Here is a 15,232-nt window from a genome sequence, read left to right as displayed (position 1 = left end):
CGACTCCACTTAACTCCACTGAAAACGGACGGAAACGGTCGGCAACAGCGTATTTCGTGTCGCGTGGTGAACGATATTCGATGACGACCATCGACACAGAAACGGACGTGACGACCCTCATCAACGTCTTCACCGTGGTTCCGGAGCGACAAGACGAACTGGTGGACCTCCTCGCCGACGCCACCGAGGAGACCATGCGTCACCTCCCCGGTTTCGTCTCCGCGAACATCCATCGAAGCCGGGACGGAGAACGCGTCGTCAACTACGCCCAGTGGGAGAGCGAGGCCGACTACGAAGCCATCTTCGAGCGGCCCGACGTGCGCGAACACATGGATGGGGCGCTCGAACTCGCCACGGCGGACTACCACCTCTACGACGTGGCGTTCACGGACGAGCGGTAGCCACGCGCCCCGTCCGCTCCGCCGCGATTCCGGTGGCTTATTGCCGTGCGGGGACTGCGTTTCTCGCATGGACGCGGCGCTGGGGGCACCCGAGAAGATGGCCGAACACAGCGACGAACTGACGCCGATGATGCGTCAGTATTTCGAGCTGTGTCGGCAGTACGACGATTCGATGGTACTGTTTCAGGTCGGCGACTTCTACGAGACGTTCTGCGAGGCGGCCGAGCGCTGTTCGAGAATTCTCGAAATCACGCTCACGCAACGCGAGGACAACACGGGGACGTATCCGATGGCGGGTATCCCCATCGACAACGCCGAATCGTACATCGAGGCGCTGTTGGACGCGGGCTATCGCGTCGCGGTCGCCGACCAAGTGCAGGACCCGGCGGACGCCTCCGGCGTGGTCGAACGCGCCGTCACCCGCGTCGTCACACCCGGCACGCTGACCGAGGACGAACTGCTCCACGGCGACGACAACAACTTCGTCGCCAGCCTCGCCCACGACGAGGGATACGGCCTCGCCATCCTCGACGTTTCGACGGGGGACTTCTACGCGACGACGGTCGAAACCGCGAGCGAGGTCCGCAACGAAGTGGAGCGGTTCGCACCGACGGAAGCCATCGTCGCCCCCGCCCTCGACCCCGACTCGGCCGCGTCCGACGGTGCGACCGACACGCCGACTCCCGACGTCTTCGACGCGGACTGCATGGTGACGGAGTACGCCGGAGCCACCTTCGACATCGACGGCGCGAGCGAGTTGGTCGCCGACTACTTCGGCCCGCCGGACCGACTGCTCGCCACCGACGCCGAAATCCGGGCCTGTGGGGCGCTCCTCTCCTACGCCGAGTACGTCCGCGGCGGCGAAGGCGTGACTGAGGACGCCACTGACGACACCGACACCCGTCTCGACTACCTCAACCATCTGACGCGGTACGACCCGCGCTCGTACATGCTGTTGGACGCCGTGGCGCTCTCGAGCCTGGAACTGTTCTCGTCCCGCGCCGTTCACGGGCAGGACGACGCCACGCTCGTCGGCGTGCTGGACGAAACCGCGTGCGCCCTCGGCAGTCGCAAACTCACGGACTGGCTCCGCCGCCCCCTGCTGGAACGCGACCGCATCGAAGCCCGACTCGACGCCGTGGAGGAGTGGACGACGACGGTGCAAGCGCGCGAAGAGGTCCACGAGCTTCTCCGAAACGTCTACGACATCGAACGCCTCATCTCCCGCGTCTCCCGCGGCCGGGCAAACGCCCGCGATTTGCGCTCGCTGAAGGCCACGCTCGACGTGGTGCCGGACATCGCGGAGGCGATGGAGGGCGTCGAATCTCCCAAACTACGACGCCTCCACGAGAACCTGGACGAGATGGCCGACGTGCGCGACCGAATCGGCCGCGCGATTCCCGAGGAACCGCCCATCGAAATCACCGAAGGCGGCGTCATCAAATCGGGCTACGACGACAAACTGGACGACCTCCGCGAGACGGAGCGCTCGGGGAAGGCGTGGATAGACGACCTCGAAGCGAGCGAACGCGAGCGGACGGGTATCGGGTCGCTCAAGGTCGGCTACAATCAGGTCCACGGCTACTACATCGAGGTCACCGACCCGAACCTCGACAAGGTGCCCGAGGACTACACGCGACGGCAGACCCTGAAAAATTCGGAGCGATTCTACACGCCGGAACTCAAGGAGCGCGAGGACGAAATCGTCCGCGCCGAACAGCGCGCCGACGAGTTGGAGTACGACCTCTTTTGCGAGGTGCGCGAGGCCGTCGCCGAGGAGTCCGAGCGGGTGCAGTCGCTGGCCGAGACGCTGGCCGAACTCGACACCCTCGTCGCGCTGGCCGAGGTCGCCGCCAAGCACGGCTACTCGCGCCCCGAAATCGTCCCGGAGGGCGTCGAGATTCGAAACGGCCGCCATCCCGTCGTCGAGCGAACCCAATCTTCGTTCGTGCCGAACGACACCCGCCTCGACCACGACACGCTGGCGGTCATCACCGGCCCGAACATGGCCGGAAAATCGACGTACATGCGGCAGGTCGCGCTCATTACCATCCTCGCACAGGTCGGGAGCTTCGTCCCCGCCGACGAGGCGCGCCTCGAACTGGTGGACCGCGTGTTCACCCGCGTCGGCGCGAGCGACGACATCGCGGGCGGCCGCTCGACGTTCATGGTCGAGATGACCGAACTCGCCGACATCCTCGGAAACGCGACCGACCGCTCGCTGATTTTGCTGGACGAGGTGGGCCGCGGAACGAGCACGACGGACGGTTTCGCCATCGCCCGCTCGGTGACCGAGCACGTCCACGACGAAATCGGCGCGAAGACGCTCTTTGCGACCCACCACCACGACCTCACGGCCGTCGCCGACGACCTTCCGAACGCCATCAACCTCCACTTCGGCGCGACCGAGCGGGACGGCGAGGTCGTCTTCGACCACCACATCTCGGAGGGCGCGACGATGGCCTCCTACGGCGTTGAAGTCGCCCAACTCGCCGGTGTCCCGGAGTCGGTCATCCGCCGCTCGAAGGACCTGTTGGCCGAAGACGAGGGGGACTCGGTGGACGAAGGCACCTGTCTTCGGGACGCCGACCCGAGCGATTCCGCTCCCCAGTCACCTCCCGTGACATCCGCTTCGAACGACGTACTCGCCGAACTCCGCCGTACCAACGTCGCCGACACGACGCCGCTCGAAGCGTTGCAACTGCTCGATAGGCTGAAGAGAGAGTTAGACTGAGTTGTGTCCGTTCAGGGTTCCAACGAGACGAACTCCAACCCGCTTTCGGCGAGCATGTTGCGGGCGCGTTCCGTCACCGACGGCGCGACGAGAACGCCGCGAATCTCGGCTTCGGCGTGCAGGTCGCGGCGGAGGGCGTCCACGTAGCGCCGGAGTTGGCCGACCGCATCGGGGCCGACGCGCCGTCGTTTGAGCTCCACAACCATCGTGGTGCCCTCCGCGTCCGTGCCGTAGATGTCGATGGCACCCGCCGCCGTCTGGCGCTCCGTGGCGAGCGGCGTGAAACCCGCCTCCACGAGGTCCGGGTCGTCCAGAATCCGCTGTCGGAGGTCCTCTTCCGTCCCGTCCAGGGACAACTCCGTCGCGTCGGTCACGTCGAACGCGGACACCTGCGTGAGGCGCTCGAACTCGACTTCGAGCGATTCGCTCGGACTCGTCCGCTGGCTACCGACGCGGAGGCGGTCGCCCACGAGTTCGGCGTCGAGGGTTCCACCCGGCGGTTGCCAGTTCACCGGTTTCTGTCCCTCCTCGGTGTGGACGAGCGTGGTTCCGTCGGGTTTGAGCACGACGAGTCGGTCGCCGGGACCGAGATAGCTCTCCGCGCGGCCGTCGTAATCGACCGTACAGCGCCCGAACAGGGTCACGAGGTCTCCCCGTTCGATGGCCGTCTCGACGTGTGCCAGCGCCTCGCCGTGCGTCGGCGTCCGGAGCGTGGCGGGGTCCGTCCTGTCGTTCGTCTGCGTCACTGACCGATGGTAGATGGTAGTCGGATAAAAACCGATTGCCATCACCGCACGGAAATCACCTCCCGGCGGCTTCCCGCCCACTCGTCGACGCGAGATGCGAGGTAGTCGTGAGCGTCCTCGACATCGAGCACGTCACGGCGAACCATGTCCCGAACCACATCCCGCGTCGCGCGAAACCAGCGGCGGACGCGGGCGGCGTCGCGCTCCGACTTGACCGCGACGAGCGCGCCAGCGTGCACGTCGGCGTCGGCGGTCACGCCGAACCAGAGCGGGAGGTACGCGGCAACGAGCCACGTCAGGGAGACGACGTAGAACGCCTCGAACGCCCGATAGTCGAACGTCGCGGCATCGTCGAACGCCAGCGCGGTATCTCGGGGCGTCGGGTCGATTGCGGGCGTCCATCTCTCTCCGGTTCGGGTCGTGCGGTTACCCGCGAAGGGTGTTTCCGGCGTGATTTCGTGACTGAGTTCGAGGTCCGCCGCGCCCCAGTGTGCGTAGTGACGGTCGTACCGGCCGTCGGGTCGCTCGTAAACGACGAGTGCTCGGTGTCCCACGGTGGCCCGGAGTGCTTCCGTCATCACATAAAAACGTCCGCCTCGTCGGCGACGACGCGGACGGTGAACCGCCCAAAGGTTCAATTCGTTGCTCGGTCGAATTCTCGGTATGACGCGGTTTGCTGGGGGTCCGAAACGATGACGCGGTATTCTCCGCTCGAACGGTACGGACTCATCGGTAATCTGGAGACCTGTGCGCTGGTCAACGACGAGGGCGAAATCGAGTGGCTCCCCCTGCCACACGTCGAATCATCGAGCGTGTTTACGAGCGTCTTGGACGCCGAAAACGGGGGATGCTGGCGGATTCACCCCACCGACTCGTACGATTCGGAACAGTCGTATCTCGACGGAACGAACGTGTTGCGGACGACGTTCGAAACGGATTCCGGCCGCGTGCGGATAACCGATTTCATGCCCGTCCGCGACGATGGCATGGAGCGTGCGGTCTATCGCAAGGTACGTGCCGTCGAGGGGAGCGTCGAACTCGAACTGACGTTCGCCCCGCGATTCGATTACGCACGGGGGGAATCAATCGTGGAATCCACCGACGGCGGGGTTCGTGTCTCGGACGGGGAGTATCCGACTGACGACGCGGAGTTCGTCTTTCTCGCGGGCGGTGTCGGATTCGAGGTGGACGGGGCGACCGTTCGCGCCACATGGTCGCTGTCGGCGGACGAATCGACGTGGTTCGTGCTGTCACACGAGGAGACCGGTGAGTCAGACCCCGACGTTTGTGCCCAGCGCCTCGACCGAACGGTCGATTTCTGGCGCGACTGGATGCACTCCTGCCCGGACGGGTGCTCGTTCGACGGGGTGCACCACGACCTCGCGGTCCGGTCGGGATTGGTGCTCAAACTGCTCACCCACCGCGAAACGGGAGCCATCTGCGCCGCGCCGACCACCTCGCTCCCCGAGAACGTCGGCGGGGTTCGAAACTGGGATTATCGCTACAATTGGATTCGAGACGCCGCGTTCACGATTCAAGCGCTCGCCAACCTCGGCCACACCGCGGAAGCAGAATCGTACTTCGATTGGTTCCTCAACCTCAGCCACGCCGAGCACCCGACGCAACTGCAACCGCTCTACGGACTGCACGGCGCTCCCGACCTACAGGAACGAACGCTCGACCATCTCTCGGGCTACCGCGACTCGTCCCCGGTTCGCGTCGGCAACGCGGCGAAGGACCAGCGACAACTCGACATCTTCGGCGAACTCCTCTTGGCGATATTCGAAACGACCGACGGAGACGAGTTCAACCCCCACGACTGGGACGCGATTCGGGGTATCGTCGAGCACGTCTGCGACGTCTGGGACGAACCCGACGCGGGAATCTGGGAAGTTCGCGGCGGCCCGCGTCACTTCGTCCACTCGAAGGTCATGTGTTGGGTCGCGCTCGACCGCGGCTTGCGAATCGCCGACGAGTGGGGATTCGACGCCCCGACCGGGAAGTGGGAGCAGACGCGCGACATGATCCGCGGCGAAATCCTCGAACGGGGGTACGACGACGATATCGGGAGTTTCGTCCAATCCTACGGTTCGAAGTCGCTGGATGCGACGGCGTTGCTGATACCCATCGTCGGTTTCCTCCCGTTCGAGGACGACCGGGTGCAAAACACCATCGACGCCATCCGCGACCGACTCGAAGCGGACGACGACGGTCTCGTCCGGCGCTACGACGGCGCGGACGGTCTACCGGGCGAGGAGGGGGCCTTCGTCATCTGCTCGTTCTGGCTCGTCTCCGCGCTGGCGCTCTCCGGTCGCGTCGAGGAAGCACGCGACGTGTTCGAGTCGGTCTGTGACCACGCGAGTCCGCTCGGCCTGCTCGCCGAGGAAATCGACCCGGAGACGGGGGAACTGCTGGGAAACTACCCGCAGGCGTTCAGTCACGTCGGGTTGGTCAACGCCGCGCTGTATCTCGGCATGGCCGAGCGCGGGGAGGAGTCGGTCCCGGAAGCGATCGGAAAATAGCGGCTCCGAACCTCATTCGAGGACTTCGGTCGCGTTGTCGCGCGGCCGGTAGCCGAGCGCACGCTCCGCCCAGAGCAGGGAGAGGAACCGGTCGTCGTTGCGCGACGTGGCGTGGGCGGTGACGGCCCGTTCCGGCAGGTCCGCCGTCACGGCGGCGCGAATCACGTCGCGGCAGTCCCGCGGGCTGAGCCACATGGCGCGGGCGAAACGGGCGTGTTCCTCCGGTTCGTCCTGCGTGTCTCGAAGGCCGTCTTCGGGAAGGAGCCACCCGATTCGGAGGTTGACGACCTCGATACCGTGCCGGTCGGCGTAGTAGGTCCCCAACGCCTCGCCGGTCACCTTGCTCACGCCGTAGTAGGAATCCGGGCGCGGCGGGTCGTCGTGGGAGATCGGTTCGGCCGTCTCGGTCGTCATCGTCTCCGTCTTCGTTCTGTCGGCGGCGTTGTACATTCCGACGGCGTGGTTCGAGGAGGCGAAGACGACCCGCCGAATCCCGTGTTCCCGCGCCGCCTCGAAGACGTTCCGCGTTCCCTCGATGTTCACGTCCACGGTGCTCCGCCAGTCCGCCTCGGGCGACGGGTTCGCCGCGAGGTGTACCACCACGTCGTGTCCCGACAGGGCGTCGGAAAGCGCGTCGGAGTCCGTCACGTCACAGCGCACGCTGTCGATGTCGTCGTGCTCGCTGTGCGTAATCGGCGTCACATCGTGGTCTTCGAGCGCGGTCAGCGACTCGCGGCCGACGTTGCCTCCGGCACCCGTCACTGCGATCCGTGTCATGTCGGCGTGATTCGTCCCGGATGACCCTATATCCTCCGTCGAACGGTGTCAGGAAACTATCGATTCGTGGATTTGGCGACGTGGCGTCGAACGATTCCACTCCGTTCGTTTTTTGCTACTGAATCCTATCGTCGAACACTGATTCGATGCCTGGTTAACTAATAACTACTATAAAGTACTGAATAGTACTAAAGCATACTGAAAAATACTATTCTCGGCGCTTCTCGCCGTCAGGAACGTCCGATTGCATCCGTCTTCGAATCACGCCCACGACGCGGTATCCGCGACGTCGAACGGGCGGGCGTCGGCGAGGTCGAACAGGTGTACGACATCCTCCCGGCCGTAGTGGTCGAGCAGTTCGTGCAACGACCGGAACGTCAGCGTCTCGGTCGCTCCGGCGGCCGCGAGCGCGATGTACCGCTCCCCGAATACGGGAACGTCCTTGTTGATGACCTTCCCGAAGCCCCGAAACTTCTCGGGGCGGAGCGCGTCGAGGTCGATACCGTGGTCGTACGTGTCCCAGCGGGTGTCCTCTGGTCGGATTCCGACCTCTCGGCACGCGGTTTCGAGCCGCGTGTAGTCGCCGAACGCGTCCCACGCCGGACGCCGTAAATCGACGTGCGCGAGGTCCGCTTCGAGTCGGGTCCGAAGCCGTTCGGCGAGGCCCTCCCGCGTCGAATCGGCCGCCGCCCTCGCTCGGCCGACGAGTTGCGGCACGTCGAACGTCTCGCCGCCGTAGGTGATGTACTCGTCCCCGTCCCGCTCGGCGAGCCAATCGAGCGTTCGCGCGACCAAATCGAGTTCGTCGTCGGGCGTGTCGTCCCGTCGGAACAGCATCTCCGTCTCCCTGTCGCCGCCGGGCGATTCGTAGCCGACCGCGACCGCGAGCAGTTCGAAGTACGCCGGGTCGCGGAAATCCGGCGGCGTCTCGTAGTGGTCGAGCGTCGGGCTCACCGTTTCGATGTCGAGTGCGAACCGTCCTGCCATCTATCGTTCACGGCGTCGGGCGGCGATGGTAAAACTATGGTAATCTGTTTCGGCGACCTCGCGTTACCGGTCGCCGTCCACGAGCCGTTCGAGTTGCTTCGGCGGGACCGCACCGCGCGCGGCGTGGCCGTCGTACGCGAACGTCGGGACGCCCGTCACACCGCGCCGTTGCGCTTCCGCGAACCTGTCTTGAAGCTCTTCGCGGAGGTCGTCGTCCGCGATTGCGTTCCGAATCTCGTCCGTATCGAGTCCCGCGCCTTCCGCGAGGTCGGCGAGGACGTCCGCGTCTCCGATGTCCCGTCCATCCTGCCACAGCGCCTCGAAAATCGCCTCGTCGAAGTCGAGCCAGTCGTCGGGGTGCTCGGATTTGACGTAGTAGGAGGCGACTTGCGCGGGGAGCGAGTCCACGTCGGTCGCTATCTCCTGAGCCATCTCGACGTCGTACTTCTCCTGTAGCCGCCGGACGTTCTCCCGCGCTTGTCGGTAGTACTGTTCGCCCTTCCCGTCCTCCGCGCTCCGGTCGATGGAGCCATCGGCCTTGCGATTCCCGCTCCGCAGGTCGAACGGATGCCAGTCGAGTACGAGGGGGTCCTCGCGCGTCTCCCGATACCGCTCCAGCGACTGGCGTCCCAGATAGCAGAACGGGCAGACGTAATCGGAGTACACGACGAGTCGGTCGGCCGCTTCGGGGTGGCTCATGGATGGCCGTTGTGCGGTGGGGTGCAAAAAGCGGATGGCCTCGGAAGCGGTTGCCCCTTCGTCGGATTTCCCGTCGTCAGCTCCGCGAGCACTTCCTCGTGACTCCGTTCCGCCATCGTCTCCCTTCGATCGTCTCGCTCAACCACATCCCGGAACCGAACGCCTCAGGTACGTCGAGCACGAAATTCGTGACAGATGGCACCCGCACTGTACCCGCTCCACGCCGTCGCCTCTTCCGGTGGACTCGCACTCCACGTCGTGTTGGCGGTGGCGGCAATCGGGTCCGCGGCCGTCTTCCTGCTGGCGCTGGCGGCGTTTCGACAGCGGCGGACGCTCCCGTATCTGCTGGTGGCACTCGCGTTCGCGGCGCTCGCGGGCCGCGAACTCGTCGGCGGGATGACGGCGGCGAACTACCTCTCCGCGAACGCCCACCACCTGTACGAACACGCGCTCGACATCGTCGTCATCGCCCTCCTCATCGGTGCGGTCTACTACGCCAGAAGCGTCGAAACGCGGCGACTGACCCACGACGACGAAACGGTGCCGACGGAAGACGATGACGACTGACCCACAACGACGAAACGACAACCACTGAAAACGATGACCGAGACACGAACACGGATAGCCCAATGCGTCGATTCCCGTCCGGGAATTCACTTCAACGACCTCGTGCGGGAGTCGGAAATCGCGCCCGGACAGGTACAGTATCACATCCGAGCGTTGCTGACCGAGGGTCGCCTCGTGAGCGAACAGCTCTACGGCAAAACCCACTACTACACCCCCGAGTACGACGAGTGGGAGCGGGCGGCGCTCGCCCTGCTCCGCCGCGAAACCGCCCGCGACGTGCTCGTCACGCTCTTGGAGCGCGGAACCGCCCGCCCCGGGACGCTAGCCGACGACCTCGGAATCGCCCGGAGCACGCTCGAATGGCACGTCTCGCACCTCGAAGAGCAGGACCTCGTGGAGAAACGCCACGACGTTCGAAATCGGGTGACGCTCGCGCCGACGCGACCCGAGGAGACGGCCCACCTGTTGGCGGCCGTCACGCCGTCGTTCCCCGAGCGGATGGTGGACCGCTTCACCCGCCTGGTGGACGGATTGCTGGCTGAGTAGCTTTTTTCGTACGCCGAATCGTATCGGAGACGATATGCGACGTCGGAGATCCATCGCGGTCGTCGGCGGTGCGGTCGGCGGCCTCGCGGCCGCCACCGAATTCCGGCGACTCGGCGACGACGTGACCCTCTACGAGCGTCAGCGGTACGACGAAAAACGGGTCAACTGCGGCGAGGCGATGACGGCCGCCTCGGGAATCCCGCTCGAAAAGACCGCCGAAAACGGGTTTTTGAACCCCGTCCCGTCGTTTCGAGTGGCGGTTCGGGGAGACGAGACGGTCATCGGCAGCGGCACGTTTCCCGCACGGGACGCCTACATCACCGACCGAAATCTGGTCGAGCGACGGTGGGCGGCGTGGCTGGCCGACCGGGGCGTCGATGTCCGGGCAAACCACGGCGTGAGCAAGGCGGAATTTCGCCGTCTCGGGGGCGAGTACGACCTGTTGGTGGACGCTACGGGTCAGCCGTCGCTCACGAGCAAGGTTCGCGCGGCGACCGACGAGTACGCCGGTCGGATGGTCGCGCTCAACGCCGACGTGACGGGCGACTTTTCCGCCCTCTTCCCCCACTCGCGCATCGTTTTCGAGGGGTATCTGGGCTACGAGTGGCTGTTCCCGAAGACCGAAACGCGGGCCAACGTCGGCGTCGGATGGCACGAGGGCGACGTTCCGGACGACTACTTCGCCGCGTTCCGCGCCGCGTGCGAGCGCAACGACTGGCCGAAACCGGACCGGACCCGAACGAACGTCGCCGTCATCCCGCGCGGGCCGAGTTTGGACCCGGCGCGAATCTATCGCCCGGAGAACAACGTCGTTCGCGTCGGCGACGCCGCCGGAATCGCAAATCGCTTCACGGGAAAAGGCATCTCACAGGCGATTCACTCCGCGTCCCTGCTCGCGGAGTGCGTTGCGGCGGGGGAACTGGACGAGTACCCCGACCGCCTCCATCGGAGCATGCGGGCCGAATACCTCCTCTCGTCGCTCACCACGACCGTTCTGGACGAGGGGCGAACCGACCTGCTGGCGGACCTGCTCTCCGTGGCGTCCGGCATCGACATCGAAGCTATCGACAGGAAGCCCCACCGGGCGTTGATTCGTCTCCTCTCCCATCCGTCGCTTACGGGCCGTCTGCTGTCGATTCCCGCCGTCCGAACGTCGGTGTGGCGGGCGCTCCGCGACGACTGGGAGTACGACCGGACGAACTGACCCCGAAGTGTTCGTTTCCCACTTCCTCACCCGGCGATGGTCACGCCGATGAGCCGACCCACGCCGAACGTCAGGGCCGCCGCCGCGAGTCCGATGAGAACCTGCCGTCCGCCGGAGTACAGGACGCTCCGTCCCGTGAGTAGCGTGATTCCGGCACCGATGACGAACAGCGCGAGCGCGCTGGCGAGGAGGCTCACGCCGACCGCGGTGAGGCCGGCGAAGAGGGCGAACGGCGCGACCGGAACGACCGCACCGAGCGCGAACAGGACGAACGACGACCCCGCGGCCTCCCACGCCGACCCGCCGAGTCCCTCCGGGTCGATGCCGAGTTCCTCCCGCGCGAGCGTATCGAGCGCCGTCTCGCGGTCCGCGATGATTTGGGCGGCGAGTTCGTCGGCCTGCTCCTCGGACAGCCCTTTCGCCCGATAGATGAGGGCGAGTTCGGTCTCCTCTTCCTCGGGCACTTCCGCGAGTTCGTCGGCTTCGACGGCGATCTGCCGCTGGTACAGTTCCCGCGAACTCTGGACGGAGAGCCACTCGCCCATCGCCATCGAACCGGCTCCCGCCAGCAATCCCGCGAGTCCGGTGATGAGTATCGAGTTCGGGGACAGCGCCGCCCCCGCGACGCCCATCACCAGACTCAGGTTCGAGACGAGTCCGTCGTTCGCGCCGAGGACGGCGGCCCGAAGCGCGTTTCCGCTGGTCGCCCGATGCCTGCCTTCGAGTCGCGCCAGCGTCCCGCCCTCGACGCCGCTCGGCGTGTCCAGTTGGGAGAGGAGTCGAGCGTGCGACCGCTCGTCGTCCGCGAGCGTCGTCCCCGCGTCGGCTTGTGCCGCGTACGCCGCGCTCCCGCCGATTTCGCTCCCGCGAACCGCCGGGAGGACGAACGCCGCGCCGAACCGCCGCGCCAGCCACGCGAGGGTTCGCGCGCGACGGCTCGGCGTCGGCTCGCCGACCGGCTCGTCGGCGTCGTCCAGCTTCGTCGCCCAGAAATCCGCGTGTTCGGCTTCCGTCGCCGCCAAGTTCTCGTACAGTTCGGCAAGCTCCGGATTCGACTCCGATTCGGCCATCGCCCGATAGAGCGCCGCGCCGTCCACCTCGTCCTGCCAGTTGGCCCGCCACCGTTTCGCGTCATCCGGGTCCACGTTGCTCGGGTCCGCGTCGTCCGAGTCCTCGTCCCCTGATTCCATAGTTGTTGTATCATCGCCATTCGGGAAAACAGTGCCGTGAGAATCGGGAAGGCGGGGACCGACAGGTGCGGAAAATCAGCCTTCGAGGACTTCCCGTTCCGAGAGCGTCGAAAGGGAGTTTCGGATATCGAGCAGGACGCTCAGAATACGAAGCAAGACGGCGGCTACGATTCCGAGGAGGAGGTTGCCGCTCACGACAACTGCCGCGAGAATTCCCACGAAGAGGACCACTTCGTGCGGAGATATGCTGTGTTCCATACGCCAGCCTTGTGTCGCCTAGGTTGTATTTGTTCCGTGTGCGGAATCTGAGTCCGAGAAAAAAGCGTGCTTAGCCGAGGATGTATCGCAGGGCAGGGTACTTCTCGACCAGCGCTTCGCCGCCGACCTCGTACCGCTCGATGAGCGCGTCCAATCCGAGGATGTGGCCCGCGCCGAACGCCGCGACGGCGAGGAAGACGAGCATGTACGCGAAGTCGCCGTTGATGATGCCGTGTTCGACCGTCCAGTTGCCGAAGTAGAACATCGCCATCATGAACGCGCCGAAGAACGCCGCGAGGCGGACGAACGCGCCGACGATGAGGGCGAGGCCGATGAAGAACTCACCGAACGGGACGGCCACGTTCACGAAGTCCACGAACCACGGCGTGGTGCCCATCCAGTGGAACACGCCGAGCATCGGGCTGGTTTTCGGCACCGCGTGCAGGAGGTATCCCGCCGCATCGAACGGTTCCGCCGCGGCGATCTTCGCCCACCCGGCGTGGAGGAACGCGTAGCCCATCATGAGCCGAAGCGCCAATACGAACCACGCGCTCAGGCTGTGTGCCTGTCCGCGAACGGTCAGTCCCCCGATTTTGCTTTCGAACGTGTTTACACCGGTGTTGATTTCGTTAGTTGCCATTGTCTTCACCTACAAATGAAGAGACGACCGCTTGGAGCATATAGCCGATTCCTATTTCCCACGGCCTGAGAACTCTTTTTTCACACTTCTGCTTTAGGATGAATAACCAGTGCTGTCACGTGACACTTGGGGGAGGGAAACCGGGCAACGGATTGGGAACGGAATCGGAACGGGTGTCAGTCGGCCCGCACCGCACACGACGATTCGGTGTACTCCACGTCTTCGATGGAGTCGATGGGGTCCTCGCCACAGACGGGGCAGTCGGGATTGCGCCGATATTCGACCTCTTCGAAGCTCATGTCCATCGCGTCGTAAAACAGCATCCGGCCCTCAAGCACCTCTCCGACTCCGATGATGGATTTGACCGTCTCGGTGGCCTGAATACAGCCGACGGTTCCGGGGAGGACGCCGAGCACGCCCGTCGTCGCACAGTCGGCGACCATTCCCTCCGGCGGTGCTTCCGGGAAGAGACAGCGATAGCACGGCCCGTCGGTCGTGAACGTCGTCACCTGTCCCTCGAACTTGTAAATCGCACCGTGGGAAAACGGCGTGCCGGAGAGGGTACACACGTCGTTGACGAGGTACCGAGTTCGGAAGTTGTCGCTCGCGTCAACGACGAAATCGTACTCCGCGACGAGCGACGCCGCGTTGTCGGGTTCGACGCGGACCGCGTGCGTTTCGACGTCGATGTCGGGATTCAGTTCCCGAACGAAGTCGGCGGCGCTCTCGACTTTCGGACGCCCCACGTCGTCGTCGCCGTGAATCACCTGCCGCTGGAGGTTGCTTCGTTCGACGGCATCGTCGTCGGCGATACCGATGGTGCCGACGCCCGCCGCCGCGAGGTATTCGATGACCGGTGCACCGAGACCGCCAGCGCCGATGACGAGAACGCGGGCGTCGAGGAGCGCCTGTTGGCCCTCAGCCCCCACCTCGTCCATGATGATGTGCCGGGAGTAGCGGTCGAGCTGTGTCGCGTCGAGCGAAAGGCCGCTCATGGTTTTCAGTAGGCGCATCGAGCTATAAATCCGTGGTTCGACCCGCCGGACGACTCGAACCCTTTTTCGCCTTCGGGCGCGCGCCGAGTCGTATGCACACCCCCGGGTCGACGACGGAGCGAACGCGACGGCGTTCGTTCCTCGAAGGGGCCCTCGTGACGTTCCTCCTCGGGCTTCCCGGAATCGTGGCGGTCGGCGCGTCGTTGCTGGACGAACTCCGAGCCCTCCCACAGTTCGCCGACACACCGACTCCCTCCCTCTTTTTCGTCGGTATCGCACAACCTCTCGTCCTGCTCGCGCTCGCCTGTCTCGTCGGGACGGCGCTCGCACCGCGCGTGAAGCTACATTCGCACGTCCTCTACCGACTCGTCGGGCGGACGCAGCCGCCGGTCCTGTTCGCCGAGGAACTCCCCGGGGCGGTCGGCGTCGGTGTCGCCCTCGCCGTCACCGTGCTCGCCCTCGACGGTGCGCTCGCGGTGGTCGCGCCCGACCTCCCGTCGCTCGGCGTTGCAGGAGGGGTCCACTCGACCGTCTTCTCGGTCATCGCAACCGTCCCCACCAGGTTCCTCTACGGGGGAATCACCGAGGAGTTGCTCGTGCGATACGGCTTCATGACGCTCGTCGTGTGGCTGGTCTGGAAACTCGTCGGCGGCGACCGACCGTCCTCGGGCGTCATGTGGACGGCCGTCGTCGTCTCCGCGCTCGCCTTCGGGGCCGGACACCTTCCCGTGCTCTCGACGTCCCCGGCGTTCACGCCCGCGTTGGGCGCGCTTGCCGTCTCCCTCAACGCGCTCGTCGGCGTCGGCTTGGGGTGGCTCTACTGGCGGGGGAGCCTCGAATCGGCGATGGTCGGTCACGTCACCTTCCACGTCGTGGTCGTCCTCGTGTCACTCGGTACCGTCCTGTAAGCGGCAAAGGCGGCTTCCGCCACAGCCCCCTTATCCGTGCGCGTAGTATTTGTTCAGC

General features: G+C 65.3%; 16 protein-coding genes. 7 read left to right on the top strand and 9 right to left on the bottom strand.

Annotated elements, in window-relative coordinates; genetic code table 11:
- Nucleotides 1–80 precede the first annotated feature (80 nt).
- Nucleotides 81–401: an antibiotic biosynthesis monooxygenase family protein gene (locus OPC11_RS09400; protein WP_264781709.1), complete on the top strand. Its 321-nt coding sequence runs from the start codon at nt 81–83 to the stop codon at nt 399–401.
- A gap of 67 nt (nt 402–468) precedes the next feature.
- Complete coding sequence (gene mutS, locus OPC11_RS09395; protein WP_264781708.1) at nt 469–3,135, top strand: DNA mismatch repair protein MutS; 2,667 nt, start codon at nt 469–471, stop codon at nt 3,133–3,135.
- Nucleotides 3,136–3,146: 11 nt separating this feature from the next.
- On the opposite strand, the gene nucS is transcribed toward mutS, so the two are convergent.
- Nucleotides 3,147–3,881 carry an endonuclease NucS gene (nucS, locus tag OPC11_RS09390; RefSeq protein ID WP_007982407.1) on the bottom strand — a complete coding sequence of 245 codons (735 nt, stop codon included), beginning with the start codon at nt 3,879–3,881 and terminating at the stop codon, nt 3,147–3,149.
- Nucleotides 3,882–3,922: 41 nt separating this feature from the next.
- Entirely contained in the window at nt 3,923–4,459 is a 537-nt protein-coding gene (locus OPC11_RS09385) for a DUF6735 family protein (protein WP_264781707.1), read from the bottom strand.
- 114 nt (nt 4,460–4,573) lie between these two features.
- Here OPC11_RS09385 and OPC11_RS09380 point away from each other — a divergent pair, with 114 nt between their 5' ends.
- Nucleotides 4,574–6,403: a glycoside hydrolase family 15 protein gene (locus tag OPC11_RS09380; protein ID WP_264781706.1), complete on the top strand. Its 1,830-nt coding sequence runs from the start codon at nt 4,574–4,576 to the stop codon at nt 6,401–6,403.
- Nucleotides 6,404–6,415: 12 nt separating this feature from the next.
- Here the strand turns inward: OPC11_RS09380 and OPC11_RS09375 are convergent, their stop codons facing one another.
- The 3 genes from OPC11_RS09375 to OPC11_RS09365 form a co-directional block, all read right to left on the bottom strand.
- Nucleotides 6,416–7,180, bottom strand: coding sequence for an NAD(P)-dependent oxidoreductase (locus OPC11_RS09375; protein ID WP_264781705.1), 765 nt, complete (start codon nt 7,178–7,180; stop codon nt 6,416–6,418).
- 261 nt (nt 7,181–7,441) lie between these two features.
- The gene (locus OPC11_RS09370) at nt 7,442–8,167 is read right to left on the bottom strand and encodes a ribonuclease H-like domain-containing protein (RefSeq protein WP_264781704.1); all 726 of its coding nucleotides are present in this window, start codon (nt 8,165–8,167) and stop codon (nt 7,442–7,444) included.
- A gap of 63 nt (nt 8,168–8,230) precedes the next feature.
- Nucleotides 8,231–8,866: a DsbA family oxidoreductase gene (locus OPC11_RS09365; RefSeq protein ID WP_264781703.1), complete on the bottom strand. Its 636-nt coding sequence runs from the start codon at nt 8,864–8,866 to the stop codon at nt 8,231–8,233.
- 195 nt (nt 8,867–9,061) lie between these two features.
- On the opposite strand from OPC11_RS09365, the gene OPC11_RS09360 reads away from it, so the two are divergent.
- From OPC11_RS09360 to OPC11_RS09350, 3 genes are read left to right on the top strand one after another with little or no spacing between them, the layout of a single operon-like run.
- Entirely contained in the window at nt 9,062–9,433 is a 372-nt protein-coding gene (locus OPC11_RS09360) for a hypothetical protein (RefSeq protein WP_264781702.1), read from the top strand.
- 33 nt (nt 9,434–9,466) lie between these two features.
- The gene (locus OPC11_RS09355; RefSeq protein ID WP_007982422.1) at nt 9,467–9,979 is read left to right on the top strand and encodes a MarR family transcriptional regulator; all 513 of its coding nucleotides are present in this window, start codon (nt 9,467–9,469) and stop codon (nt 9,977–9,979) included.
- 34 nt (nt 9,980–10,013) lie between these two features.
- The gene (locus OPC11_RS09350; protein ID WP_264781701.1) at nt 10,014–11,183 is read left to right on the top strand and encodes an NAD(P)/FAD-dependent oxidoreductase; all 1,170 of its coding nucleotides are present in this window, start codon (nt 10,014–10,016) and stop codon (nt 11,181–11,183) included.
- A gap of 26 nt (nt 11,184–11,209) precedes the next feature.
- On the opposite strand, the gene OPC11_RS09345 is transcribed toward OPC11_RS09350, so the two are convergent.
- The 4 genes from OPC11_RS09345 to moeB all read right to left on the bottom strand — a co-directional run bounded on the left by OPC11_RS09345 (nt 11,210) and on the right by moeB (nt 14,266).
- Nucleotides 11,210–12,373 carry a VIT1/CCC1 family protein gene (locus OPC11_RS09345; RefSeq protein ID WP_264781700.1) on the bottom strand — a complete coding sequence of 388 codons (1,164 nt, stop codon included), beginning with the start codon at nt 12,371–12,373 and terminating at the stop codon, nt 11,210–11,212.
- Nucleotides 12,374–12,448: 75 nt separating this feature from the next.
- Nucleotides 12,449–12,631, bottom strand: a complete 183-nt coding sequence (locus OPC11_RS09340; RefSeq protein WP_264781699.1) for a hypothetical protein — start codon at nt 12,629–12,631, stop codon at nt 12,449–12,451.
- A 70-nt stretch (nt 12,632–12,701) separates the two neighbouring features.
- The gene (locus OPC11_RS09335; RefSeq protein WP_264781698.1) at nt 12,702–13,271 is read right to left on the bottom strand and encodes a DoxX family protein; all 570 of its coding nucleotides are present in this window, start codon (nt 13,269–13,271) and stop codon (nt 12,702–12,704) included.
- 176 nt (nt 13,272–13,447) lie between these two features.
- Nucleotides 13,448–14,266, bottom strand: coding sequence for a molybdopterin-synthase adenylyltransferase MoeB (gene moeB / locus OPC11_RS09330; protein ID WP_007982427.1), 819 nt, complete (start codon nt 14,264–14,266; stop codon nt 13,448–13,450).
- Nucleotides 14,267–14,358: 92 nt separating this feature from the next.
- On the opposite strand from moeB, the gene OPC11_RS09325 reads away from it, so the two are divergent.
- The gene (locus tag OPC11_RS09325) at nt 14,359–15,174 is read left to right on the top strand and encodes a CPBP family intramembrane glutamic endopeptidase (RefSeq protein ID WP_264781697.1); all 816 of its coding nucleotides are present in this window, start codon (nt 14,359–14,361) and stop codon (nt 15,172–15,174) included.
- The last annotated feature ends 58 nt before the right edge of the window (nt 15,175–15,232 follow it).

It is taken from the genome of Haladaptatus sp. T7 (assembly GCF_026008575.1).
GTDB classification, from domain to species: domain Archaea; phylum Halobacteriota; class Halobacteria; order Halobacteriales; family Haladaptataceae; genus Haladaptatus; species Haladaptatus paucihalophilus.
This window is presented reverse-complemented; position numbering and strand designations above follow the sequence as displayed.